Raw genomic sequence first — 24,624 nt, 5'->3', positions numbered from 1 at the left:
ACCTCCGCTTGTGAACAGGCGGAGGTTTTTTTATACGATCTATGCATCCAATTATTTAACGGGTACGGTAGCTTTATAAATAGCTGCGTTATCGTTAGTGGTAATGTTGTAATTGGCGCCAATGGCTACAAAAACGCATTGCCCTTTTTGGAGAGTAATGGTTGTTTCAGCATCGCTGATGGTGGCATTGCCACTCATTACAATCATAATTTCTGGCGCATTGGCAGCATGGTTATATGTTTGACCGGCCTGTATATTGATATCGCTGACAACGAAATCCGGAGCTGGTGTTGGATAGATGGTTTCCAGTCCGTCTGTGGTTTTATCGCCGCCGATAATATGCGGATGTACTGCCTCAAAGCGGGTATGTTTCAGGAGTTCAGGCACATCGATATGTTTAGGGGTGAGACCGCCGCGCAGCACATTATCAGAATTTGCCATCAGTTCTACGTTCTGACCTTCGAGGTAAGCGTGCGGAATACCGGCGTCCTGGAATACAGCTTGTCCTGGATGACAATGTACAATATTGAAGAAATAGATAGAGAAGATACCCCTGTCCAGTTTTTCTGCGCTGGCAGGATCATTGAGAACTGCTCTGGCAGCCCAGAAGGCAGGATCTGATTTTTGTAACTGATTATTTTTATACAGTGGGATAGCGCGTTCAGTAAGTGGGCGCAGGAGAATATTCACCATTGCCTGCGGCATTTCCATCACTGTTTTATACAAACCAAAGTAACCTTCCGCATCGTATATACTTACCAGTGAGGTAAATTCCGGCGTATCCAGGAGTACTTTTTTCAGTTGCGCTTCTGGGAGGAAACCGTGGAGCAGCCAAAATTCGCTGAGGGCCACCATGATTTCCGGTTTATGGTTGGCATCTTTATAATTTCTGTCAGGTGCATTGGCAGGTAATCCTGCTGCATTTTCTCTGGCAAAACCTTTCTCCGCTTCTTCTTTTGTTGGATGTACCTGGATAGACAACATGTCTTTTACATCCAGAATTTTAAACAGATATGGCAGCTGGCCGAATTGGTCCTGGATCTGCTGGCCAATGGTAGCCACCGGATTCTCCTGGATGAGCGTATTGAGGGCTACAGGGCCATTGTCTGTAGTGATGGTGCTGGGAGCGCTTACGTGAGCACCCATCCAGTATTCAGCACTGGGCTTGTCAGTAGCTGCAATTCCCAGTAACGCCGGGATATATTCATATCCTCCCCATGCATAGTGTTGAACTTTTCCGTCCAGTCTGAATAGTTTCATATTGAGTAACGCTGTTTGTAATGTTGAATCGCAAAAATAATAGATTATTATGAACAGTAACGGTGATATAGGAAAACAAGGGGAACAGCTCGCAGTGCAGTATACGGCCGGCTATTGCAGTATACGCCATGTAAACTGGAGATATGGCAGATATGAGCTGGATATTATAGCAGAGAGAGCAGGTACTATTTATTTCATAGAAGTAAAGACAAGAACCGGTACCTATTTTGGATTTCCGGAAGACGCGGTTACGCCAGCCAAAGAAGCGCATATCAGAGCAGCGGCGGCACACTATCTGGAAACATTTGATCTGCATCCGAAAGCGATCCGCTTTGATATCATTTCCATCGTACTGCGCGGCAATAACAGTCCTGAGCTAGTACACCTGAAAGACGTATTCTGAGCGGGTTTCAGCGTTAACTAACACTTAACAAAAAACACATCTATGAAATTTATTTAATTCAAATAGCTGTTATATCTTTGGAGGGTAATAATGCTTAACCCTCGGTGTTAACGATCGATCTTCCTCGAAAAACTCCATGATGAAATGTATCATCTGATTATTCATTCATTAACCAATGATAATGGATCAGTGGAGCTTTATATTAGTGGCCTCGCAATTGGCCGGTATATTTTCGGTGGGAGAGAAAGCATATACCATTCGTCAGGATGGAGCATATGCTAACCGATTTGAAATAAGTGTTGCTGGAGATAAAGTTAGGGGGCCTGTGATACTGACTGTACTGAATGATCAGCATATACCTGTACGTATCATCCCGTTTGAGCCCAGCAGCTTTGCATCCGCACAGAAGGTGCAGCTGACCGGTCTACCATCCGGCAAATATATTTTTAATTTTTCCCTGACCGGGAAGGCAGGGGAGAAAGCATTCGAAATTAGGCAGGAGTAGGAATTACTGCCAGGTTGCTTTCGGGAGTCATTTAGAAAAAGTCCGCAGTAATTACTGCGGACTTTTTATTTATTACCAGATACCGGTATAATTCTGCGGAGTGATCGCTTTGAGTTCTTTTTTCAGTGCAGCACTGATTTTGAGCCCGTCGATAAACTTGTGCATGCTTTGCTTGGTGATGGCATCGCCGCCACGGGTGAGCGCTTTCAGCGCCTCGTATGGCTGCGGATAGTTTTCACGGCGTAAAACTGTCTGGATAGCTTCTGCTACTACGGCCCAGTTTTGTTCCAGGTCGTTATGCAGTTTCGCTTCATTCAGGATCAGTTTAGACAAACCTTTCTGGATAGATTTAGTGGCCAGGATAGTATGTCCGAATGGAACGCCCAGGTTGCGCAGCACGGTAGAATCGGTCAGATCGCGTTGCAGACGGGAAATAGGCAATTTGGCGCTAAGGTGTTCGAAGATAGCGTTTGCCAGGCCCAGGTTACCTTCTGCATTTTCGAAATCGATCGGATTCACCTTGTGCGGCATTGCGGAAGAACCTACTTCATCTTTCTTGATTTTCTGTTTGAAGTAATCCATGGAGATATAAGTCCATATATCACGACTGAAATCAATGAGGATGGTATTGATACGTTTCAGGGTATCGAACTGAGCGGAGATATTATCGTAATGTTCGATCTGCGTGGTGTATTTCATTCTTTGCAGGCCGAGGGTGTTGTTCACGAATTTCTCCCCGAATTTCTCCCAGTTAATTTTAGGGAACGCCACGTGGTGTGCATTGAAGTTACCAGTAGCGCCACCAAATTTGGCTGCAAAAGGAATTTCGCTGAGCAGTTTAATCTGTCCTTCCAGTCTTTCTACAAATACCATGATTTCCTTCCCGAGAATGGTCGGAGATGCTGGTTGTCCGTGTGTACGCGCCAGCATAGGTACTTTCATCCAGGCTTTAGCCATTTTGGTGAGTTCCAGTACCATGTTTGCCATTGCGGGCATGTATACATGCTCGATCGCGTCTTTCCAGAACAGCGGGGTAGCAGTGTTGTTCACATCCTGGGAAGTCAGACCAAAGTGTACCCATTCCAGTTTGTCTTCCAGACCGAGGTTTTTCAGTTCATTTTTCAGGAAGTATTCCACTGCCTTCACATCGTGATTGGTGATCTTTTCTGTGTCCTTGATCAGTTGGGCATTCTCTACCGTAAATTCCTGGTAGATCTTGCGCAATGCGGGTACTTTGGCTTTTGGCAGCGTAAATAATTTTTGCTCTGCGAGCGCAATAAAGTATTCCACCTCTACCATCACACGGTAACGGATCAACGCAAATTCAGAGAAATAATTGGCCAGCTCGTCCAGTTGCTTGCGATAGCGCCCGTCCAGCGGAGAAATGGCAGTTAATGGTTGTAATTGCATAATTTAGTTACTTTTGCAGCTTCAAAATTACAGAAATTGGAACGGAAAGTAAAAGTAGCGGCTGTAAGTTATTTGAATACGAAGCCTTTATTGTATGGATTCAGGAATCATCCGGTGATGGATATGATGGAATTATCAATGGATTATCCGGCTAAAATAGCACAGCAACTGATCGACGGAGACGTAGATGTGGCGCTGGTACCAGTGGCCATCATCCCTAAATTGAAAGAGTATCATATCATCGCTGATTACTGCATTGGCGCAGAGGGACCTGTGGCATCTGTTTGCCTCTATAGCGAAGTACCCCTGCATGATATAAAAAGAATATACCTGGACTATCAGAGCCGTACTTCGGTAGCGCTCCTGAAAGTACTGGTAAAAGACTACTGGAAGTTGGATGTGGAATTCGTAGCCACCAACGGGGACTATGAATCCAATATCAAAGGAACAGACGCCGGCCTCGTCATCGGTGACCGCGCCCTGAAACAACGCAAAATTTCTCCATTTATCTACGACCTGTCAGAACACTGGATGCGTTTTACCAGCCTGCCATTCGTATTTGCCGCCTGGATTAGTAATAAACCGCTGCCGGCCGACTTTATCACCGCATTCAATAATGCCACTGGTATCGGTATGGGGAATATTCCTGCTGTAGTAGCCGAGAATCCGTATGATGTGTACGACCTCACTACCTACTATGTACAGAATATCAGCTACCCGCTGACGCCTGCCAAACGTCAGGGAATGCAGAAATTCCTGGGCTACCTTATGGCTGCACAACCAGTAAGCTAACACCTTTTTTGTTTAGCAGGATTTCCGTAACTTCATAGTTCACCCAATCACTAAGGGGCTATGAAGATTGGTATCCTGGGTAGCGGTCCTGTAGGACTCACCCTTGGTAAAGGCCTTATTCAGACAGGGCACCAAATCACAATAGGCACCCGCAATCCAGCTCGGGAATCATTGCAACAATGGGCCAGACACCAGGGAGACCAGGTGGCCATTGGTACCTTTCGTCATGCGGCTGAATTCGGGGAACTTATTCTGATCTGTACCAGCTGGATCGGTACACAAAAAGCAATTGAATCTGCCGGTATCTGGAATTTCAAAAACAAGACCGTTGTAGATGTCACCAATCCTGTGGATGGTAAAGGCCCGGACGAATACGGACGCCTGAACCTCGTTATCGGGCATAATCATTCTGCCGGAGAACAAATCCAGGCCTGGCTGCCGCCAGATGCCAGCGTAGTGAAAGCGCTCAGCTGTATCGGGCACGAACATATGCTCCTTCCCAGTTTTCAGGAAGGTACGCCTACTATGTTCATCGCCGGCAACAACCCGGAAGCCAAACACCTGGTCAGAAAACTGCTCCATCAAATGGGATGGCATGATATAGCAGATATGGGCAGAATCGAAATGAGCAGAAATATAGAACCACTGTCTGTCCTATGGGCCGCCTACGGTTTCCTGAACAACAGCAGAGGACATGCTTTTAAATTATTGAAGAAGTAATCGAATCAACCCCACGTGTGGGCTTGCGGTACGACTACTTCGTGTCTGCGGTAGCAACACTACAAGACTTTAAAAAAATCCCCCGGCATGATCAAATGCCGGGGGATTTTTATTGCAGCTAGCAAAGAGCTATTTTACTTCTTTTACATTGATATAGAAATTGGGATCTACCATAAAGTCTTTCGGACTATGTAAGGTGAAACTGGCGGTATGCCACATCGTACCCGGGTAAATCAGCGTGTACCCGCTTTCATTCAGTTTCACTTTTACCGGCATATTGAAATCCTTCACCTCACTCACCCAGCGGAATTGCAGCTGTTGCCCGATGATCCGGTATTCCAGCGTAGGCAACGTAGTTTTGGTAAGGTATTGTTCATACATCTTATCCAAATTGATTCCCGTAAATGAATTGATATAATTCTGAATCTGTCGGCCGGTAACCGTCTGATGCCAGAAGGTTTTATTCATACCACGGAGCATTTGGCGGAAAGCCTCGTCATTACCCATGATCTGACGAATCATATGAATCATCTGAGCGCCCTTGTAGTACATATCTCCACTTCCTTCTGCATTCACGTTATAGGCTGGGATAATCGGAACATCATTTTTGATATTATGACGAATGCCATGTACATATTCGCTGGCGGCCTTCATACCATACTGGCAAGTGGTAAAGAGGGTTTCGGAATAGTTGGTGAATGCTTCATGTACCCACATATCGGCCAGGTCCTTAGTAGTGATATTATTACCAAACCACTCGTGACCGCTTTCGTGTACAATGATAAAATCCCATTTCAGTCCCCATCCGGTACCGGAGAGATCTTTACCACGATACCCCATCATAAAATTGTTGCCATAGGCCACGCCGCTCTGGTGTTCCATACCGAGGAAAGGCGTTTCGATCAGCTTATAGCTGTCTTCATAAAAAGGATATTTCCCAAACCAGTACTCGAAACATTTCAACATTGGTTTCACCACTTCAAAATGTATTTTAGCGGTGTCCACATTATAATCCAGCACCCAGTAAGCTAAATCCAGCTTACCGCCTTCGCCTTTGAAACTGTCTTTGATTTCCGTGTAATGGCCGATATCCATGGTCACATCGTAATTGTTGATGGGATTAGATACATGCCATTTGTAAGTTTTGGTCCCGTCTGCGTTGGGAATGGTCTTTTTGAGCCGGCCATTGGAAACGGCCATCAGATCCGCCGGAACGGTGAGGAAAATATCCATATTATCTGGTTCATCTGACTGATGGTCTTTATTCGGCCACCAGGCGCTGGCGCCAAAGCCTTGTACGGCGGTACCAATCCATGGGCGCCCTTGTTTATCTTTCGTCCATACTACGCCGCCATCCCATGGAGCATTTCGGGCTACATGCGGTTTACCGGAGTAGTAGATAGTTATTTTAGCGGATTTTTTGGGCAGTTGGGGAGACTTGATCTTCACGAACCATGCATTGCCATCTCTGGTAAACTCCAGGGAACGTTTATCCTGCAAGATACTGTCTATCACCATTGGCTCCTGCAGGTCTATCTGCATGGTGCTGTCGGTTTTCAGGATATTGTAGGTGATGGTGTTAAAGCCGTTAATGGTGGAGTCTTCCAGGTTAACGTTGACATGGAGTTCGTAGCTGGTAACGTCCCACCAGGCTCTTTCTGGCGTAATACTACCTCTGAGGGTGTCTGCCCTTGTAAATTTGGTTTGAGCAAAACTGGCGCCGGTGGCCAGCATTGCCAGGCAGAGCAATTTAATGCCGCGCATATTTCGATATGATTTATTTCAGGAAAGATATTAATTTACTGCCAAATGAAAAGTTGTTATTGTCAGGCGGTTATATTTAGATATACTTTAATGGCTGCCGTTTTGATTTTCGGGGGTTGTGGCCCTTCCGGAAAAACAGATAAGCAGGTATTTCGCTACAACCAGGTGGAAGGAATTGCCAGCCTTGATCCCGCTTTTGCCCGCAACCAGGCAGTATTGTGGGCGGTTCATCAGTTGTATAATACGCTGGTGGAGATAGATGACCAGTTACAGATGAAGCCCTCGCTGGCGAAAAGCTGGGAGGAATCTCCGGACCATCGGACGTTTACTTTTCATCTCCGTACAGATGTTTATTTCCATGACAATGACATTTTCCCGCAGGGAAAAGGCCGCCGGATGGTAGCCGAAGACGTGGTGTATAGTCTGCGCAGGATCATGGACCCGGCCACTGCATCCAGTGGGGCCTGGATCTTTAATGGCCGCGTCCCGAAGGATTCCGCTTTTCTGGCTGTAAATGATTCTACCTTTCAACTCCGGCTCCTCCAACCATTCCATCCTATTCTGGGCATTCTCAGCATGCAATACTGTTCTGTAGTACCGCATGAGGCTATAGAAAAGTATGGAAAAGACTTCCGTAACCATCCCTGTGGCACCGGACCTTTCCAGTTTTTCCTCTGGGACGAAGGTCAGGCCCTGGTACTTCATAAAAATCCTCATTACTTCGAAAAGGACAGTGCCGGCCACCAGTTGCCATACCTGGATGCAGTGCAGGTAAGCTTCCTGGAAAGTAAAGCGACCGAGTTCCTGTTGTTCCGCCAGGGGCAACTGGACTTCATGAACGATATAGATGCTTCCTTTAAAGATGAAGTACTCACCCGCAGAGGAGATCTCAAAGCAGAATGGAAAGACAAAATGGTGCTCAGTAAGCATCCATATCTGAATACCGAGTACCTGGGCATCTTATGCGACAGCAACCTGGAGGTGGTCCGTCAATCTCCACTGCGATTGAAAAAGATCCGGCAGGCGATTAACTACGGTTTCGACCGTACGAAAATGATGACCTACTTGCGAAATGGTATCGGTACGGCGGCAACGTCGGGGTTTGTACCGGCAGGGTTGCCTTCGTTCGACAGTACCCGCGTTCCCGGTTATCATTATAATCCAGCTAAAACCCGACAGCTGTTAAAAGAAGCAGGATTCCCGGATGGGAAAGGACTTCCCGTTATCAAGCTGTTGTCTATTCCCATCTATGCTGATCTGGCCAACTATGTAGCCAATCAACTCCAGGAGAGTGGTATTCGTATACAGGTGGAGGTGATTCAGAAAAGCTTGTTACTGGAGCAAACCGCCAAATCTCAGGCGCTGTTTTTCAGAGGGAGCTGGATTGCCGATTATCCGGATGCAGAAAGTTACCTGGCCATGTTTTACAGTGAGAATCCTGCACCGCCGAATTACACCCGGTTTGCCAATGCGGCCTATGATAAGTTATATCTCCAGTCTCTCCAGGAAACGAATGACAGTTTAAGGTATGCAGCCTATCAGGCCATGGATCGTATCATTGTAGAAGAAGCGCCGGTGGTGCCTTTATTCTATGATGAGGTGATTCATCTTATCCAGCCTTCAGTGCAGGGAATGGAAAGTAACGGATTGAATCTGCTGGAGTTACGAAGGGTCAGGAAAAGTTTACGTTAGGATAATTTAACATTTCCTTGGGTATTATCAGGTATGTTTTCCTTTCAGTTCCAGCTATTTAAGTTACCTTTACTGCTTATTTGTCAACTTATAAACTAGAAAATGACAGCAATCCTGATATTCTTCTGTGTGCATTGGTTCGCTTCTCTGTTCTTTCACACGTTCTATTTGCACAGATACGCGTCTCACCAGATGTACACCACCAGTAAATTCTGGGAGCGGTTCTTTTATTTCTGCACCTGGTTTTTCCAAGGTTCCTCTTACCTGATTCCAAGAGCTTATGGTGTGATGCATCGTATGCACCACGAATACAGTGATACTGAGAAAGATCCGCATTCTCCACACTTCTTCAAAGATGTATGGACAATGATGATGCATACCAGAGATATTTACAATGGTTTTGTTACAAACACCAGCAATGTAGATCCGCAGTTCCTGGAAGAGCCATTACCAAGATGGGATGCTATGGATAAATTCGGAGATAGCAATATCACCCGTGTTATCTGGATGGCATTATATGTTGGTTTCTATATTGCATTTGTTCCTGCTGGTATGTGGTATCTGTACCTGCTGTTGCCTATTCACTTCCTGATGGGACCAGTGCAGGGTGCAGTAGTGAACTGGTGCGGTCATAAATATGGTTACAGTAACTTCGATAACGGCGATCAGTCTAAAAACTCTTCACCAATCGGTATCATCCTGTTGGGTGAACTGTTCCAGAACAATCACCACAAATTTAAAGACAGTCCAAACTTCGCTAAGAAATGGTTTGAACTGGATCCTAGTTACCAAGTAATGAAATTGCTGAACGCAGTAGGCATTATTAAACTGAAGCCGGCCCTGATTACACCGGCGCAGCTCAAAGACGCAAAAGCTGCATAATTACACCGGAATCAATCTGTATCAATAAACAAGGAGTCCCGCCAATTGGCGGGACTCCTTGTTTTTATATATCTGCGTAGGAAACTGTTCCCCTGAAAGGCCTGAAATGGGCATAATTCCCAGCCAGTGCCAGCATAGGTTTATCCCCCGAACTATCCCCATAGGCATAGATATTCGTATAGTCCTGCAGGTGATATACCCTCCTGATCCTTTCCACCTTTTCTTCGCCATTGCAGTTGATTCCCTGAAGCTTACCAGTAATCATTTCATGTCTTACTTCCAGCTCAGATCCTATACATTTTATACCCATGGCCTGGCACCAGGGCGCTACCCAATGCGTTGCCGAAGCAGTAACCACGACCACCTCGTGCCCTTGTTGCTGGTGCTGACGTATTGCCTCTAATGCCTGTTCGCGTATAAACCCAGGAAGTGCCTCCTCACAGAAACGGTTACACGCTTCCGCAAATTTGGCCGCTGGCATATTGCCAAAGAAATGAGTCAATACCTTTTCCTTCATTTGTTGCGCAGGAATGCGCTGTAGCTTAAACCCCAGGAGGGAAGGTAGAAGTCGCACTACACCCGACACCAATGCAGTTTGACCACGCTGAAAACGAATGATCTCCCAGAGTGTATCCTTGGTAGTTATAGTACCGTCGAAGTCGAAGAATGCAATCGTCACAGTTTGAGTTTTTTGAATATCCCTTCCGGAATAGATTTAATAATCAGCATGATATAGCGCCAATGCCATTTCACATAGATGGTATTCTTTTTCTTCACCACACCTTTATATATAGCGGCAGCCACATCTTCTGGTTGCCCAGTGATAACCGGCGGCAGTTTTAAATGCTGGGTCATACGGGTGTTCACAAAGCCTGGTTGTACACTCATCACATGAACACCTTTGTGAAACAGTCGGTTACGCAGGCCGCTGAGATATGCCGTGAAACCGGCTTTCGCGCTGCCGTACATATAGTTACTCATCCGCCCTCTTTCTCCGGCTACAGAGCTGATACCCACGATCACCCCTTTGCCACTGGCAGCATAACTTTCTGCCACTACATTCAGGATGCTTACCGCCCCGGTATAATTGGTGTGAATAATGCGGGCAGATTCCTGCCAGTCTTCCTGCGCCTTTTCCTGCTCGCCCAGGTATCCAAACACACAAATGGTGATGTCGGGGATCTGGGGCAGACTTTTATAAAATGCAGTATGGGTATCGAAGGCCAACGCATCAAAATCATGCACGGTAGCTTTTACATTAAAACGTATCTGGAGGTCTTGCTGTAAAGGGACTAATGCCTGGCTGTTTCTACCAGCAAGGAGTATATCATATTTTTTAGCGGCGAATTCACGGGCTATAGCTACAGCCATATCCGATCCTGCGCCTAAAATTAGTACGGAGGCCATGGGATTTTTAAAATTTTTATTTTCTCGCAAAGTGCGCATAGAAGTTAAGTTCGCAAAGGAAAAGAGGTTGATGACAATATTGCGCCTCCTTTGCTGCTCTGTTGCTTATGATGCTTTGCGAGCAAAAAACTACTTCGTTAGTAACAATCGCTCTGACTGTAGGGATGTAAATCGTTTATCCGGATTATACTGTTGTACGATGGAAGCGAATTTCTCTGCGTTGGGATAACTCTTCCAGAATACTTCCTGCTTCATGCGGGCATCTTTGGAGAGGTATAGGCGGCCTCCGTACTGCAATACGATTTCATCCAGTTCATCCAGGAATTCAAAGAGCCCTTTCCGCACCGGGAAATCCAGGGCAAGGGTATAGCCTTCCATAGGGAAAGAGATCAGGCTGTTCTGGTTGCCGAATACTTTCAATACTGCCAGGAAAGAACCCCAGCCTTTGTCGCTGATCCTTTTCAGGATAGCTACGAGGCCATCTTTATGTTCCAGGGGCAGTACAAACTGATACTGTACGAAACCTGCTTTACCATAGCCACGGTTCCAGTGGAGAATAGCATCCAGCGGATAGAAAAACGGCTCATAAGGAACCACGTTATTGATTTCCCTTTTGAGGTTTTTATTATAATAGAGCCAGTTGAATATTTTGACTGTCAGCGTGTTCAGAATGAAGGAAGGCAGATTAAACGGAACGGCCAGTTTTCGTTTAGTCGGCAAGGTGAGTGGGGCTTTCCGTTGCTTGTCACTAAGTTCCTCTGGTTGGGCATGTTCTCCTACGATCAGGATACTTCTGCCAAAGGCATCGCCTTGCTTGAGGCAGTCGATCCAGGCCATGGAGTAGGTATAATGTTTATACTCCTCGAACAGGCGGATGACATCTTCCAGGTTCTTTGCTTTGATCTGTGTTTGTTTGATATAGGCGGTCTCAATTTTTTTGAGATCGAATTTCACGCGGGTGATAACGCCGGTGAGTCCCATCCCGCCGCAGGTGGCCCAGTAGAGTTCCGTATGCTGGGTAGGTGAGCAGGTAACGGTTTCCCCGTTGCCTGTAATCACATCCATATCAATGATGTGATTGGAAAAAGCGCCGTCTACATGGTGGTTTTTACCATGTACATCAGAAGCGACTGCACCGCCGATGGTAATGAATTTTGTACCAGGGGTGATAGGGAGAAACCAGCCTTTGGGAACAATGATATCCAGGATCTGATCCAGTGTTACACCGGCTTGTGTTTCCAGGATACCTTTTTCCGTATCGAACTGTAGTACCTTGTCATATTTCAGCATGGAGATGCTATGTTTGCCTAAGGAGGCATCACCATAGCAGCGGCCGTTTCCGCGTGCAATCAGTTCATGGTTGCTGGAAATGAAGTTCCGCAACTGATCTTCCTGCGTAAAAGAGCTTTCCTCACTGGCTATCGCGGGGTAGTTACCCCAGTTTGCTAACCGTTTTTGCATTATTCAAAGAATCTTACGTTAGTGGGTAAATAAATTAAAACATAAAAACTCAGGACCCAGAGGAAAATGGTTAATTGAATAAAACGGTCTTTATATAGGATCTTGGTGGGAGAACCAGTATTGTTCTCCACGTAGGTTATTTGCAAATATCGTAATAATCCCCCAATAACAAAAAGGGAGGTATAATAAAGCCGGTAGGTTTGGAAACGGGCCTGTGTTTCCGGAGACATAGTATACATCAGGTAGGCCACTATTATCACTGCAGAAACGAGCGACAACATTACATTCATAAAATCCAGGTTATAGCCTTTGGCAGCTTTACGCATCTCCTGCCCGGAGGAAATCTTGATAAGCACATCATCCCTTCTTTTCGCAATAGCCATAAATAAGGCTAACAGAAACACCATGATCATCAGCCATTCCGACATTGCCACATCGGAGGCAACGCCGCCTGCTTTTACCCGCAATACAAAACCGATGGCCAGGATAATAATATCAAGGATAGAGATATTCTTCAGGCCGAAGGAATAACCCAGGTTCAGGAGGAAGTAAATACCCACCACGAAGGCGAATTTTTGCTTCACATAATAGGAGAGACCTAATCCCACGATAATGCAAAGAAAGAAAATCACCAGGGCAACAGGTTTGGAGATCTCCCCTGAAGCCAATGGACGTTTACACTTTACCGGGTGCTTACGGTCTGCTTCAATATCCTGGTAATCATTGATGATATAAATGCTACTGGCAGTAAGACTAAAACCAATAAATGCGATTAACAGTTCAGCAATTTTCTCCAGGTTAAAGAGTTGGCCGGCAAAGAAGAGCGGAATAAACAAGAAGGCATTTTTAGCCCAGTGCTTGGGGCGAAGTAGTTTCAAATATTTCATCGGGGGACAAAGTTGACGCGACAAGATACAATTTATTCACCTATTTTTGAACCACTTAATGTTACCATTAGATTACACAAGTAGCGAATCCCAAGAATTCTTATGCCGAAATTATCCCTTAAGCCTCAACGCTGGGCTTTCATCGAAATCTTGCTCATCATTGGCGTTGCCTTGATTCCTTTGTTCATGACATTTCCTTACCGGGTGAATATATTCTTATCCTGGGAGGGCGCTTATCGTATTTCGGAGGGGCAGATGCCTTATAAGGATTTCGGTATGCCGCTGGGTTATGGATTCTGGATTGTACCAGCCCTGTTCTTCAAAATCTTTGGCCCTCAGCTAATTACATTGGTAAAAGCGCAGGTCTTTCTGAATATCCTGGCCGGGCTTTCCTTCGCCAGTATATTAAAGACACTGGAGGTACGACCAGGCATCCGTTTACTGAGTGTGCTGGTCTTCGTTATCTCTTATAGCTTTTCTAATTTCTGGCCCTGGTATAATCATACCGTTATTGTATATGAACTGGCAGGACTGAGTTTTCTACTGCGGGGATTATTCATGGAGCAGAAGTTATCAAGATGGCTGTTTATGACGGTAGCTGCCTTTTTCCTCTTCCTGTCTTTTTTCACTAAACAAGACGGCGGAGGCATGGCATTGCTGATTGCCCTGGCGCTAGTGATGTATAATAGTATCGTTACACGTCGTTGGCTGGATATCCCGGTATTTATATTGCTATATACCGCTATTGCCGTATTGATGATCAGGCCACTGGGATCTGGTTTCAGTTACTGGTTCAATCATGGGCAGGCTCCGCATAACTCCCGGTTCGACCCTTACGACATTTTCACAGAGGTAATGACTTTCTCCGTTTGGATCAAAGCTTACTTCCTGCTGGTCGTTTTCAGTGTAGCCGCTGGGGTTAGTAATTTTCGTATATGGCTGACCGACAGAAAGCAGGTCCTTTTCACATTATTGACGCTGGGTATCCTTACAGAAGCGGCCATCTTCCAAATTACCAGCTATACGCCGCCAGATAACAATATCTTCTTCCATGCATTTGCTTTCGCATTTATTGCCAGTATGTTATGTCATAAACTGGATATGAATGCTGATAGCGGGAGATTCGTGTCGCTCGGGTCACTACTGGTACTCTTATGGTGGTCTGGGACCTATTGGAAATACTTTGATCGTATTACAGAGCGACTCTTTCCGCACCATACGACGGATCAGGTAGCTGTAGTGGGCGGAGAGAATGTTGTCTCCCGACATAACTATATGATTGTTAAACCAGACACAACCTTCACCGATGAACCCGTAGGCAAATGGATCTTCTCGCCACTTCCCGTTTTCAAAAAGATCTATATGCCAGCTTCTACCGTAAACGGTATTAACCGGGTGATGCAACTGCCTGTGGTACAATCGAAAAAAGAAGGCCTACAGGTCCTCAATATGACAGAGTTGACTCCTCTGGCCGCAGCGATGCCTTACCGCCTGGAAACAGGCCCGGATTACCCTTTATGGTACCATCTCGGCGTGGGGATGTTCAACCGACAACTCAATGAGTTCGAAAAGAAGGTCAAAGCGCATCACTACGACCTGGTCATGTACGAATATGCACCCTCCCTGAATAACTTCTATCCGTTCGCGCTTAGAGACGTTCTCAAAGAAAACTATCAGCTGGTAGATACCTTTTTGGCGCCTCGCCGCCCGACAAATGCCGTCATAGAAATCTACATAAACAAATAGGTAAATTTTATAACGTTAGTAATTAAAATATATATAACTTGCAGACAGCATCTCCTTGCTGTCTGCATTTCTTTTTTGAAGCTATCCTTACATCTTCCTCCGCTTAAAATGCTATCACTTCAGCCGCTGGTACGCTAATAATTATTAAATTTTTAAATCAATCTAGTAATTGATTATTAATTAGTTGCTATTGCTATGATTAACCAACACTTTAATTAGCTTTTTTCTCCCCGCAGCCACTGGAAATTACTAACCATCAAAAATACTTTCACTGGTTAAAACTTCTTCGTATCTTCCTTTTCCCAACAAATCATTATGCAAATGGATAGTCAGTCTTCCATCAGCGATCTCCGATTAACAGGTGGCGACCTCTGCCTGGATTTTATCAATACGGTCCCTCATCGGTTTAAACCAGAAGAGGGAGATTACCTCCAGTCCTTCCGGGACATCACCGCCTGGTATCATCACATCCAGGGCATGACTCCCAAGACCATTCAGACACTGGATCGCCTGGCCAAATCCTACCCTCAGAAAGCGGCACAGGTGTTTACTAAAAGTATCCAACTCCGGGAGCTGCTGTACCAGATATGCTTACAGGTAACCACTGGAAAGGCGCCTGCCCCCCATGACCTTATCACCCTTTCCACTTATATCGCCGAAGCCTATACGAACATGGAACTCAGTTGGCAGAAAGAACAGGGCCGGCTACAATTGCAATTCAATGCCCCGGCATTGGAACAGGTCAACTGGCATATTGCCCAACATGCTTTGCAACTATTAACCAATGGGCCATTGAAACAGGTGAAACAATGCCCCGGCTGCGGCTGGATATTTCTGGATAAGAGTAAGAACAGCTCCAGACGCTGGTGTAGTATGGCTACCTGTGGAGATATAGATAAAGTAACCCGCTTTCAGCAACGAAATAAAAAACGTAAGTAAATGAATATGCAGTCATCTGGTAAAGGTATCAGTACTCAAACATGGCTATACCTGTTTGCGGTTTATATCATCTGGGGCTCTACCTATTTAGGTATGAAGATCGCCACCGCGACAGTACCGGCTTTCTACCTCTCTGCCATGCGCTTTTTCCTTGCAGGAATTGTACTGCTGGCCATTGGCATCTACAGAGAGCAAACAATGCCTACGCTTCGCCAGGCACTGTCGGCCTCCTTCGTAGGGATATTACTGATAGGTACCGGCAATACCACCGTAGCCCTGGCGGTCCACTATATGCCTTCAGGATTAGTGGCCCTGCTGGTGGCGGCCATGCCAGCCTGGTTTATGGGACTGGACTGGGCTTTCTTCAGTAAGAACCGACCTTCGGCTACCACCATGATGGGAATAGGTGTCGGTTTCGTAGGGCTGTTCCTGTTATTTAATCCTTTCCGGCAGGAAAACGTACAGTCCTTTCCGTTATGGCCGGTGCTGATTGTGATCCTGGGGAATATCTGCTGGGCCACTGGCTCACTGATGGTACCCCGCTTACCTATGCCACCGCAGATTACCTCCACCGCCATTCAGATGCTGGCTGGAGGGATCTTCGCCTTGCTGGTTAGCTTCATTACGGAGCATAATGCTACCACCAGTTTCCTGGAAATGCCACATAGCGGCTGGATGGCTTATTTCTACCTGGTATTTATCGGATCACTGGTAGGATACACCTCCTATAGCTGGCTAACGCGCAATGCACCTCCCAAACTGACTGCTACCTATGCCTATATCAATCCAATCGTAGCACTTTTCCTCGGTTGGGCCATTGGCAACGAAAGTATTACCGCCATGGTCATCGTAGCTGCCACCATCGTCATCGGCGGCGTAGTCTTAATGACTTTAGGAAAAAAGTAAATTTAAACAGGCCGGGGGATCAGCTTTCCCCGGCTTTTTTAACCCCTTCGTTTGCATACCCCCTTCATTTTCTGTATATTGTGAACCATTGCTTTTGATTGCATTTATTTCTGGGAAAGCCCTGTCCATCTCCGGATAACCCACCTGAAGAACCATCGCTACTGTACGCGCATGATTAGCTATTATTTACCGGTTCCGCTCTACGGGTACATTTATTGATTTGTGTGTGCTGTCTCCCATCAGAACGTATTTTGAAAATAGATATATAATAAGACTATGAGAAAAACGATTATTGTATCGAACAGGTTGCCGGTTAAGATTCAGGAACAGGACGGAGCATATGTCCTGCAGACAAGCGAAGGAGGACTGGCTACCGGTTTGGGGTCTATTTATCGGGAAGGTAATAACATCTGGATTGGATGGCCCGGACAATTTATTGACGAGAAAAAGCAACAGGACAAGATCACTACGCAGCTTCGACAGATGAATCTGCTCCCTGTTTTCCTCACTGAAGATGAAATCAACAGTTATTATGAGGGATTTTGCAACGAAACACTGTGGCCTGTTTTCCACTATATGTCCGTTTATGCCCGCTATGTAGAAAGTAACTGGGACGCCTATTACCAGGTGAACCAAAAATTTCGTGATAAGGTACTCTCCGTAGCAGAACCAGGAGATACCATCTGGATACATGATTATCAACTCTTATTGTTGCCGGGAATGCTCAGGGCGGAAATGCCGGAAATCTCCATTGGTTTCTTCCAGCATATTCCCTTCCCATCCTTTGAGTTATTCCGATTGATACCCTGGCGCGCTGAGATACTGGAAGGAATGCTCGGGGCTGACCTGATGGGCTTCCATACTTTTGATGATACCCGCCATTTCCTGGATGCAGTGGCCAGATTACTGCCGGCACAGACCTCCGCCAATGTTGTTTCCTTTAATGATCGTGCTATTGTAGTAGAAACATTCCCTATGGGGATTGATGAGAAGAAATATGCTACCCTGGGAATGGACCCTGAAGTGAAATCGAATATGGCGCAGCTACAGGAAGCCTTTAAAACGGAGAAAATGATTCTCTCCATCGACCGACTGGATTACACCAAGGGAATACTACAACGACTGGAAGCTTTTGAACAGTTACTGGAGCTGTACCCGCAATATGTAGCGCAAGTAGTGCTGTATATGATTGTAGTTCCTTCCAGAGACACCGTTCCTCAATATAAACAGCTCAGAGAGGATATAGATCAGAAAGTAGGACATATCAACGCCCGTTTCAGAACCCTGAACTGGCATCCGGTCCAATATTTCTACCGTTCCTTTCCAGTGGAGATGCTGTCTGCCCTCTACAACTTTGCCGATATATGCCTGGTGACGCCTATGCGTGACGGTATGAACCTGGTAAGTAAAGAATATGTAGCCAGTCGTATCAATAATGACGGCGTATTGATTCTCAGCGAGATGGCCGGTGCATCTAAAGAACTGGTAGACGCCATCATTGTAAACCCCAATAACGTTGGCGCTATGAGAGAAGCCATTGTGGAAGCAATCAAGATGCCGCTGGAAGAACAACAACGCCGGATGAAGCTCATGCGTCAACTGGTGGCCAAGTTCAATATTAACCACTGGGTAGAATTGTTTATGACGCGACTGAAAGAAGTAAATGCCATGCAACAGAAAATGCTGGCGCGACTCGTGTCGCCAGAAACGGCGATGTACCTACGTCAGGAATATCGGAAGGCTAAAAGCCGCATCGTGTTCCTTGACTACGATGGGACACTGGTCGGCTTTCAGACAAACATTGACCAGGCAGCTCCAGATCCGGATCTCTACCAGTTACTCCGGGAACTGGCAGCAGTACCGGGAAATAGAGTTGTCATGATCAGTGGTCGCAACCATGAGACACTGGGAAAATGGTTTGGCCATATGCCACTGGATCTGGTTGCCGAACATGGCTCCTGGCAGAAGACAAAGGATGGCGACTGGTATCAGCTACCGGGCCTCAGCGATAAATGGAAACAAGATATTATGCCTATCCTGGAAACAGCCACAGACCGTACGCCTGGTTCCTTTATTGAAGAGAAGAGCTATTCGCTGGTTTGGCATTACCGAAAAGTAGAACCGGGACTGGGAGAGCTGCGTGCCAATGAGTTGATGGCTACCCTGAAATACTATACCAATGAAAGGGGACTCCAGATTTTGCCAGGAGATATGGTGATTGAAGTAAAGAATGTAGAAATCAATAAAGGGAAAGCCGCTGAATCCTGGCTACGGGAAGGCACCTACGATTTTATAATGGCGATGGGAGATGATGTGACGGACGAAGACATATTCAAAGCATTGCCGCCGGAAGCCTATACCATTAAAGTCGGCAGTCAGGTTTCCGCTGCCAGATACTACTTGCGTAGTCATCATGAAGTAAGACATTTCCTCCGGACATTAAAGAAGTAAAACCTTCGTACCAACGGAAAGATAATACAAAGGCGCAAAGGAGCATCTGATTCTCCTTTGCGCCTTTCTGACTTAGTGCGACTCTTATTATAAGAATATGGGCGTATCTAGTTTCATCGCAATTCTGTAAGCGGCATTCATGAGTCCCACATGACTATAGGCCTGCGGGAAATTTCCCCACTGGCTGCCGTTGCCGGATTCCACGTCTTCACTAAACAGCAGCAGATGGTTACTGAATTGGAGGAGCTTCTCAAATTCCTGTTGCGCTTCTTCCACTCGCCCTACACAGGCCAGGGCTTCCACATACCAGAAGGCACATACGAGGAAAGTGGTTTTAGGCTTTCCGAAATCATCAGAATGCAGGTAACGGTAGAAGAGACCGTCCTCTGTTTTCAATTCTTTCTCCAGAGCCTCCAGGTGATCTTTTGCCCGCTGGGACGTTGGGTCAAGATAGTTCATCATGATAAGTTGCAATGTACTGGCGTCGAGATAGTCGCTGCCGGCGGCATTGGTATATACTTTCCTTTTGGGATCGTAGCAACTCTCAATATGTTCAGCCGCCCTGGCTTTCAGCGCTACGGCCCGTTGGATCAATTCTTCATTTTTAATAGTTCTGGCCATCTTCTCGGCTGCACTACAACCTGCCCACTGGAAGAGATTCGTATAGCAGTGAATGTTAGCCATATTCCGGAATTCCCATATACCTGCATCTTTCTCATCGATGGTCCGTTCTATTTTCTCCAGCAGGAGGGTCAGCCACCGGGCGCTGTCTTTTCTTTCAGAGAAGATAAAGCGGTGATCTGTATACAAGGGCAGTATAGAGATCAGCACCTGGCCGTAGATATCATTCTGGATATGTTCATATGCCTGGTTCCCAATACGTACGGGCTGATTGCCCATATAACCATCCAGATGGGGGAGTACTGCTTCTACTAGATCTTTTTTCCCGGTAATACCATATAGCGGCTGGTAGCGGAAATCGCCAGAGAAGGAGATATCAGTAATGTAGCCGAAGAAACGTTCCATTTCCTCAAAGTGGGCGATGTGGTTCAGAGCCGTCAGCGTATAATAGGAATCACGCATCCAGCAGTAACGGTAGTCCCAATTTCGGCCACTGGTGGGAAATTCAGGTAAGCTTGTGGTGCTGGCGGCAATTATAGCGCCTGTATCCTCATACTGATGGATTTTCAGGGTGAGGGCAGAACGGATAACAAAAGGTTGGTAATAATTGGCGATGGAAGATTGTTTGATCCAGCTGCGCCAGTAGAGCGTTGTTTCGCGGAGGAATCTTTCGGCTGTACTGACGAGGGCGGCTTCCAGCGGATGGCCATAGGTGAGAATGAGGTATCTGGTATCATTCAGCACGAACAGATCTTCATCAATGATATAATTAATGGCAATGTCTGTAGTCAGGCGGATACGGTCTTCACATCCAATGAATTCTACGTGACTACTACCACGAAGAGGGCCTAGTTGCCTGGCGCCATAATCGCATACTGGTTTACATTTCACACGGATGCGCGGAGATCCTTGCAGCGGTTCCACTTTACGGATCATCATGAGCGGCTTGAATTGTCGCTCATATTGAAGAAAGCGAGGCGCAAAATCCGTGATGCGATAGCCGCCTTCCTCCGTGGTGATTTCTGTACAGAGGATATTGGTATTCTCCATATAATACTGGTTCGTTTCATATTTTCCTTCAGGGAGAATAGAAAATTCACCACCCTTATGTTTGTCCAGCATACCCCCGAAGAGAAAGGTGCTGTCCATACGGGGCCAGCAAAGCCAGTCTACATTCGTGTTCATGTTGATATGCGCAATAAAGGAACAGTTACCGATAATTCCAGTCTGATAAGTATGTCTTTCCATAATACAGTATTATTTTAACGGGAGCTTTATCAAATACATTTCTGTTGTCAAAATGTTCTGGTGGCAAATGCTGTTCCACAATTGGTTATCCTCGTTTAAGTAATCCAGAATCATGCGTATAAACTTTTCATAATAATCCCTATTTTTAAGCATCACAAAGCCTTTACGATGACTCAGACAATGAAAAAGCTGCAATATCTTCCCTGTTTCCAGGAAGCAGAGCATACTCATCAGCGTATATATCTGCTGGCAGGGGATTTGGGAGGGACCAAAACCAATCTGGCACTTTTCAGTGCATTGGATGGAGAACTGGATGTAGTCAGGGAGCAGACTTATGTTTCGAGAGACTATGCCAATATCACGGATATGTTCACCGACTTTTTACAGCATAGCAGCGATACTCCTGTACAGCGTATATGCATTGGCGTAGCGGGTCCGGTTTTTAATGGGAGAGTGGAGCTGACTAATTTGTCGAGAGAATTAACCACAGACGAAATTCGTCAGGCCACTGGCGTAACACATGCCGCATTGATCAATGATTTGGAGGCGACGGCTTACGGACTGGCCACTTTATCTCCTAATCAATTAACCACTTTGCACAGAGGGTCAGCTTCGCATGCCGGCAATATGGCGATCATTGCGCCAGGTACGGGTTTGGGGATGGCTGGATTATTCTGGGACGGTCAGTTGCATCATCCGTTTGCATCGGAGGGTGGGCATGCTGATTTTGCGGCCAGGAATGATGCTGACATCCGGTTATTAAAATACCTGCAGGAGAAATATGAAATTGTGAGTTGGGAAAGGGTAGTGTCGGGGCCGGGCATCCGGGATATTTATGCTTTCCTGCGTGATGTGGAAGGTTATGAAGAAAGCGGAGCCTTGAGAGCGGCATTACAACAGGGAGATGAATCGGCTGTTATTAGTAAATCGGCATTGGCAGGGGAGACAGGGATTACAAAAAAAACAATGGAGTTATTTGTGCGATATCTGGGGCGGGTGTCAGCAGATCTTGCTATGAAATATAAATCTACTGGCGGGCTCTTCCTTGGAGGAGGTATTCCACCAAAGATTGCCCCGTTACTGGAAACTGGTGATTTTTATAATCATTATATCCAGGGCGATCGCATGGCGGAATTACTGAGTAGTGTGCCATTGCATATAGTGGATAATGATAAGACAGCACTCTGGGGAGCAGCATATTATGCACAAGTTTTAAAATAAAATTATACTTTTGTAGCCATAGGAAATGGTGTCTTCCTACATTCAAACCGTTTCGCATCGCCGAAGCTGATGGCGCCTACAGATGTTAGACAGGGTAGTAGTCTCCCCTGATTAAGTTTATTTGTAGGAATATGAAACAGAACAAATATCTTCCCAAAGAACAATTTACGATTGCGTATCAGCTACTTCGCTGGACTTTATTAGTTACTCCTGTTGCGATTGTTACCGGATCGCTGGTGGCTTTATTTCTGTGGCTGTTGGATACGGTGACGCATATACGCTGGGAGCATCCTTGGTTATTATTTCTATTACCGGTAGCGGGCGTACTTATATATTATATGTATAAGCTGGCAGGAAAGAATGCTGAGAAAGGTAATAATCTGATCATGGATGAGATTCATCAGCCGGGAGGAGGTGTGCCAGCCAGGATGGCGCCGCTGGTACTGATCACTACCATTGTCACCCATTTATTTGGCGGATCTGCCGGCCGGGAAGGTACTGCAGTACAAATTGGCGGAAGTATGGCCGGTTGGATCGGGCGTACGTTGGGACTCACGCAAAGGGATACACGCTTATTATTGATGACAGGAATTGCTGCGGGTTTCGGGGCTGTATTTGGAACGCCCGTAACGGGAGCTGTCTTCGCGCTGGAAGTACTGGCAGTAGGCGTCATGCGATACGATGCGCTGGTGCCTTGCCTGATAGCCGCCGTGCTGGCGGATGTGGTTTGTAGTGCCTGGGGATTGACGCATACGCATTATCATATATTATATCAGGCTATTCCTTCAACGGCTGGAGTACCGTTTCTACATATGGATCTCTGGTTGCTGTTAAAAGTAATAGTAGCCGGGGTAGCATTTGGACTTACCAGTTGGTTATTCAGTACGTTGATGCATGCAATCAAACATAACGCCAATGCCTATATTAAAATACCCTGGTTGATTCCGGTGATCGGCGGTCTTGTCATTATATCGCTTTGTTATATATTTCAGACGACCGATTATCTGGGCTTAGGCGTTACCAGCGAGCATCCGAATGGGGTTAGTATTGTGAACGCATTCAAGGCAGGCGACCAGATAAGCGACTGGAGCTGGTTGCTGAAGTTAGTTTTCACCGCTATTACTTTGGGAATGGGATTTAAAGGCGGCGAGGTTACGCCGTTGTTCTTCATGGGCGCAACGCTGGGCCATGCGATAGCTGGCTGGCTGGGCGCCCCAGTAGATCTGATGGCAGGACTTGGATTCATTGCGGTATTCGCAGGCGCCACTAATACGCCGTTGGCCTGTACGATTATGGGCGTTGAATTATTTGGAACCTCACACGTTATTTATTTCGCTGTAGCATGTTTTACGGCCTATTATTTCAGTGGTCACGCGGGAATTTACAGTGCACAGCGGCCAGGCGTAGCCAAATATTTTGGAAAGAATCATACAAGCCAGGGATAAAAGATATATTTGCAGCTTTGTAAGAATCCCAACATATGACTGAATCCAACCAAGAAACTACAGCTGAAGAATCCATGTCGAAAGAGGATTTGAAATATACGCTGGAGAGATTATATAAATGCCGGGACCTCGAGATTTCTAATCTTTGGCAGCGGTCTGTATTCCTTTCCGTTTTTCTAATTTTGTGCTTTACTGCCTACGGATACCTTGCGTTAGAGATATTAAAAATGTCGGAGCAGAAACTAGTATTCCATCTCGTTTGTTTGGGCTTAACTGCTGTAGGTGCAATTTTTTCAGTTATCTGGATTCTTATGGGCAAGGCATCAAAGGCTTGGTATGAAGTTTACGAGACGGCGATAACCAAATTTGAGCATAGCCATTTTAAAATTCTGGGGTTGCCAAAAAAGAATATTATGGGCAATATGGAATTTCCTGCTGATCAGAAAAACAACAGCATATTCAAGACAAGCGGAGGAGCATATTCACCTTCTAAAATCAATATTGGTATTGGTGTGGTCAGTCTTTTTTTATGGATGATTCTGGGAGCGATACATCTTTTTTTTGGCTTGGCAAATCTCCAGGACTGTAATGCCCAAGGGGATTTTTATATTGTCCTAGGAATGGTAACAATCGTATTTGTAACGATTATAATAATAATGTGCTTCACCCGTACCAATTTCCTTAGAAGCAACTTCCTGGAATAATCTGAATAATTTGACCCATTAAATGGGGGAGCAAGTCGCCAGAGAATTTTATGGAGTTCTCTGGCGCTACATGTACTTCAAATAACCCCAAATATCCCCCAAAAAACTGCCGCTGAAAATTAAATATCCGGGGTGTAGGCCACATAAAATATTTTTATCG

Annotated in this window: 21 protein-coding genes and 1 riboswitch; of the genes, 13 read left to right on the top strand and 8 right to left on the bottom strand. The window is 45.8% G+C overall.

Translation table 11 applies throughout. From position 1 onward, the window contains the following. Nucleotides 1-51 precede the first annotated feature (51 nt). Complete coding sequence (gene manA / locus CLV59_RS19590) at nucleotides 52-1,260, bottom strand: mannose-6-phosphate isomerase, class I (protein ID WP_111593764.1); 1,209 nt, start codon at nucleotides 1,258-1,260, stop codon at nucleotides 52-54. A 49-nt stretch (nucleotides 1,261-1,309) separates the two neighbouring features. Here manA and CLV59_RS19585 point away from each other — a divergent pair, with 49 nt between their 5' ends. Together CLV59_RS19585 and CLV59_RS19580 are read left to right on the top strand one after the other, a co-directional pair. Continuing rightward, a complete protein-coding gene (locus tag CLV59_RS19585; protein ID WP_111593763.1) occupies nucleotides 1,310-1,663 on the top strand; it encodes a YraN family protein in 354 nt (117 codons plus the stop codon). Between the two features lie 181 nt (nucleotides 1,664-1,844). Beyond that, complete coding sequence (locus tag CLV59_RS19580) at nucleotides 1,845-2,168, top strand: hypothetical protein (protein ID WP_146616249.1); 324 nt, start codon at nucleotides 1,845-1,847, stop codon at nucleotides 2,166-2,168. 72 nt (nucleotides 2,169-2,240) lie between these two features. Here CLV59_RS19580 and purB read toward each other — a convergent pair whose 3' ends face one another. After that, nucleotides 2,241-3,578 carry an adenylosuccinate lyase gene (purB, locus tag CLV59_RS19575; RefSeq protein WP_111593761.1) on the bottom strand — a complete coding sequence of 446 codons (1,338 nt, stop codon included), beginning with the start codon at nucleotides 3,576-3,578 and terminating at the stop codon, nucleotides 2,241-2,243. 36 nt (nucleotides 3,579-3,614) lie between these two features. On the opposite strand from purB, the gene CLV59_RS19570 reads away from it, so the two are divergent. Further along, nucleotides 3,615-4,370: a menaquinone biosynthetic enzyme MqnA/MqnD family protein gene (locus CLV59_RS19570; RefSeq protein WP_111593840.1), complete on the top strand. Its 756-nt coding sequence runs from the start codon at nucleotides 3,615-3,617 to the stop codon at nucleotides 4,368-4,370. A gap of 60 nt (nucleotides 4,371-4,430) precedes the next feature. Further along, complete coding sequence (locus CLV59_RS19565) at nucleotides 4,431-5,090, top strand: NADPH-dependent F420 reductase (RefSeq protein WP_111593760.1); 660 nt, start codon at nucleotides 4,431-4,433, stop codon at nucleotides 5,088-5,090. Between the two features lie 129 nt (nucleotides 5,091-5,219). Here CLV59_RS19565 and CLV59_RS19560 read toward each other — a convergent pair whose 3' ends face one another. Continuing rightward, a complete protein-coding gene (locus CLV59_RS19560) occupies nucleotides 5,220-6,854 on the bottom strand; it encodes a M1 family metallopeptidase (RefSeq protein ID WP_111593759.1) in 1,635 nt (544 codons plus the stop codon). A gap of 45 nt (nucleotides 6,855-6,899) precedes the next feature. Between CLV59_RS19560 and CLV59_RS19555 the strand changes: the two genes are divergently transcribed. Next, entirely contained in the window at nucleotides 6,900-8,546 is a 1,647-nt protein-coding gene (locus CLV59_RS19555; protein ID WP_245950903.1) for an ABC transporter substrate-binding protein, read from the top strand. 102 nt (nucleotides 8,547-8,648) lie between these two features. Further along, entirely contained in the window at nucleotides 8,649-9,428 is a 780-nt protein-coding gene (locus CLV59_RS19550; RefSeq protein WP_111593757.1) for an acyl-CoA desaturase, read from the top strand. A 64-nt stretch (nucleotides 9,429-9,492) separates the two neighbouring features. Here CLV59_RS19550 and CLV59_RS19545 read toward each other — a convergent pair whose 3' ends face one another. The 4 genes from CLV59_RS19545 to CLV59_RS19530 all read right to left on the bottom strand — a co-directional run bounded on the left by CLV59_RS19545 (nucleotide 9,493) and on the right by CLV59_RS19530 (nucleotide 13,183). Beyond that, a complete protein-coding gene (locus CLV59_RS19545; RefSeq protein ID WP_170137826.1) occupies nucleotides 9,493-10,107 on the bottom strand; it encodes an HAD family hydrolase in 615 nt (204 codons plus the stop codon). Then, on the bottom strand, nucleotides 10,104-10,835 hold the full coding sequence (locus CLV59_RS19540; RefSeq protein WP_111593839.1) for an SDR family oxidoreductase: 732 nt from the start codon (nucleotides 10,833-10,835) through the stop codon (nucleotides 10,104-10,106). Before CLV59_RS19540 ends, CLV59_RS19545 begins: the two co-directional genes overlap by 4 nt. 129 nt (nucleotides 10,836-10,964) lie before the next feature. After that, nucleotides 10,965-12,296: an FAD-binding oxidoreductase gene (locus tag CLV59_RS19535; RefSeq protein ID WP_111593755.1), complete on the bottom strand. Its 1,332-nt coding sequence runs from the start codon at nucleotides 12,294-12,296 to the stop codon at nucleotides 10,965-10,967. After that, complete coding sequence (locus CLV59_RS19530; RefSeq protein WP_111593754.1) at nucleotides 12,296-13,183, bottom strand: decaprenyl-phosphate phosphoribosyltransferase; 888 nt, start codon at nucleotides 13,181-13,183, stop codon at nucleotides 12,296-12,298. Before CLV59_RS19530 ends, CLV59_RS19535 begins: the two co-directional genes overlap by 1 nt. Nucleotides 13,184-13,285: 102 nt before the next feature. Between CLV59_RS19530 and CLV59_RS19525 the strand changes: the two genes are divergently transcribed. The 4 genes from CLV59_RS19525 (at nucleotide 13,286) to CLV59_RS19510 (ending at nucleotide 19,225) form a co-directional block, all read left to right on the top strand. Next, the gene (locus CLV59_RS19525; protein ID WP_111593753.1) at nucleotides 13,286-14,929 is read left to right on the top strand and encodes a hypothetical protein; all 1,644 of its coding nucleotides are present in this window, start codon (nucleotides 13,286-13,288) and stop codon (nucleotides 14,927-14,929) included. Nucleotides 14,930-15,250: 321 nt separating this feature from the next. Continuing rightward, a complete protein-coding gene (locus tag CLV59_RS19520; protein ID WP_170137825.1) occupies nucleotides 15,251-15,868 on the top strand; it encodes a CGNR zinc finger domain-containing protein in 618 nt (205 codons plus the stop codon). After that, complete coding sequence (locus CLV59_RS19515; protein WP_211323981.1) at nucleotides 15,869-16,774, top strand: EamA family transporter; 906 nt, start codon at nucleotides 15,869-15,871, stop codon at nucleotides 16,772-16,774. 276 nt (nucleotides 16,775-17,050) lie between these two features. After that, nucleotides 17,051-19,225 carry a bifunctional alpha,alpha-trehalose-phosphate synthase (UDP-forming)/trehalose-phosphatase gene (locus CLV59_RS19510; RefSeq protein ID WP_111593751.1) on the top strand — a complete coding sequence of 725 codons (2,175 nt, stop codon included), beginning with the start codon at nucleotides 17,051-17,053 and terminating at the stop codon, nucleotides 19,223-19,225. An 87-nt stretch (nucleotides 19,226-19,312) separates the two neighbouring features. Here CLV59_RS19510 and CLV59_RS19505 read toward each other — a convergent pair whose 3' ends face one another. After that, nucleotides 19,313-21,094, bottom strand: coding sequence for a glycoside hydrolase family 15 protein (locus tag CLV59_RS19505; protein ID WP_111593750.1), 1,782 nt, complete (start codon nucleotides 21,092-21,094; stop codon nucleotides 19,313-19,315). 168 nt (nucleotides 21,095-21,262) lie between these two features. Here CLV59_RS19505 and glk point away from each other — a divergent pair, with 168 nt between their 5' ends. From glk to CLV59_RS19490, 3 genes are all read left to right on the top strand, one after another. Further along, entirely contained in the window at nucleotides 21,263-22,315 is a 1,053-nt protein-coding gene (gene glk, locus CLV59_RS19500) for a glucokinase (protein WP_245950902.1), read from the top strand. A gap of 12 nt (nucleotides 22,316-22,327) precedes the next feature. Beyond that, nucleotides 22,328-22,401, top strand: a riboswitch (Fluoride riboswitch). 45 nt (nucleotides 22,402-22,446) lie between these two features. After that, entirely contained in the window at nucleotides 22,447-23,760 is a 1,314-nt protein-coding gene (locus CLV59_RS19495) for a voltage-gated chloride channel family protein (protein ID WP_111593749.1), read from the top strand. 35 nt (nucleotides 23,761-23,795) lie between these two features. Further along, the gene (locus CLV59_RS19490; protein ID WP_111593748.1) at nucleotides 23,796-24,464 is read left to right on the top strand and encodes a RipA family octameric membrane protein; all 669 of its coding nucleotides are present in this window, start codon (nucleotides 23,796-23,798) and stop codon (nucleotides 24,462-24,464) included. Nucleotides 24,465-24,624 lie beyond the last annotated feature (160 nt).

The organism is Chitinophaga dinghuensis (assembly GCF_003259435.1).
Lineage (GTDB): Bacteria > Bacteroidota > Bacteroidia > Chitinophagales > Chitinophagaceae > Chitinophaga > Chitinophaga dinghuensis.
The sequence above is the reverse complement of the archived record's forward strand: the minus strand, read 5'-3'. Positions and strand labels throughout refer to the sequence as shown.

What these genes read in the sequence shown, in the direction of transcription:
- CLV59_RS19495 (WP_111593749.1), top strand. Translation starts at nt 22,447, where the DNA reads ATGAAACAGAACAAATATCTTCCCAAAGAACAATTTACGATTGCGTAT.
- CLV59_RS19490 (WP_111593748.1), top strand. Translation starts at nt 23,796, where the DNA reads ATGACTGAATCCAACCAAGAAACTACAGCTGAAGAATCCATGTCGAAA.
- CLV59_RS19505 (WP_111593750.1), bottom strand. Translation starts at nt 21,094, where the DNA reads ATGGAAAGACATACTTATCAGACTGGAATTATCGGTAACTGTTCCTTT.
- CLV59_RS19555 (WP_245950903.1), top strand. Translation starts at nt 6,900, where the DNA reads ATGAAAAGTTGTTATTGTCAGGCGGTTATATTTAGATATACTTTAATG.
- CLV59_RS19530 (WP_111593754.1), bottom strand. Translation starts at nt 13,183, where the DNA reads ATGAAATATTTGAAACTACTTCGCCCCAAGCACTGGGCTAAAAATGCC.
- CLV59_RS19525 (WP_111593753.1), top strand. Translation starts at nt 13,286, where the DNA reads ATGCCGAAATTATCCCTTAAGCCTCAACGCTGGGCTTTCATCGAAATC.
- CLV59_RS19520 (WP_170137825.1), top strand. Translation starts at nt 15,251, where the DNA reads ATGGATAGTCAGTCTTCCATCAGCGATCTCCGATTAACAGGTGGCGAC.
- purB (WP_111593761.1), bottom strand. Translation starts at nt 3,578, where the DNA reads ATGCAATTACAACCATTAACTGCCATTTCTCCGCTGGACGGGCGCTAT.
- manA (WP_111593764.1), bottom strand. Translation starts at nt 1,260, where the DNA reads ATGAAACTATTCAGACTGGACGGAAAAGTTCAACACTATGCATGGGGA.
- CLV59_RS19580 (WP_146616249.1), top strand. Translation starts at nt 1,845, where the DNA reads ATGGATCAGTGGAGCTTTATATTAGTGGCCTCGCAATTGGCCGGTATA.
- CLV59_RS19510 (WP_111593751.1), top strand. Translation starts at nt 17,051, where the DNA reads ATGAGAAAAACGATTATTGTATCGAACAGGTTGCCGGTTAAGATTCAG.
- CLV59_RS19550 (WP_111593757.1), top strand. Translation starts at nt 8,649, where the DNA reads ATGACAGCAATCCTGATATTCTTCTGTGTGCATTGGTTCGCTTCTCTG.
- CLV59_RS19560 (WP_111593759.1), bottom strand. Translation starts at nt 6,854, where the DNA reads ATGCGCGGCATTAAATTGCTCTGCCTGGCAATGCTGGCCACCGGCGCC.
- CLV59_RS19585 (WP_111593763.1), top strand. Translation starts at nt 1,310, where the DNA reads ATGAACAGTAACGGTGATATAGGAAAACAAGGGGAACAGCTCGCAGTG.
- CLV59_RS19515 (WP_211323981.1), top strand. Translation starts at nt 15,869, where the DNA reads ATGAATATGCAGTCATCTGGTAAAGGTATCAGTACTCAAACATGGCTA.
- glk (WP_245950902.1), top strand. Translation starts at nt 21,263, where the DNA reads ATGACTCAGACAATGAAAAAGCTGCAATATCTTCCCTGTTTCCAGGAA.
- CLV59_RS19565 (WP_111593760.1), top strand. Translation starts at nt 4,431, where the DNA reads ATGAAGATTGGTATCCTGGGTAGCGGTCCTGTAGGACTCACCCTTGGT.
- CLV59_RS19535 (WP_111593755.1), bottom strand. Translation starts at nt 12,296, where the DNA reads ATGCAAAAACGGTTAGCAAACTGGGGTAACTACCCCGCGATAGCCAGT.
- CLV59_RS19540 (WP_111593839.1), bottom strand. Translation starts at nt 10,835, where the DNA reads ATGGCCTCCGTACTAATTTTAGGCGCAGGATCGGATATGGCTGTAGCT.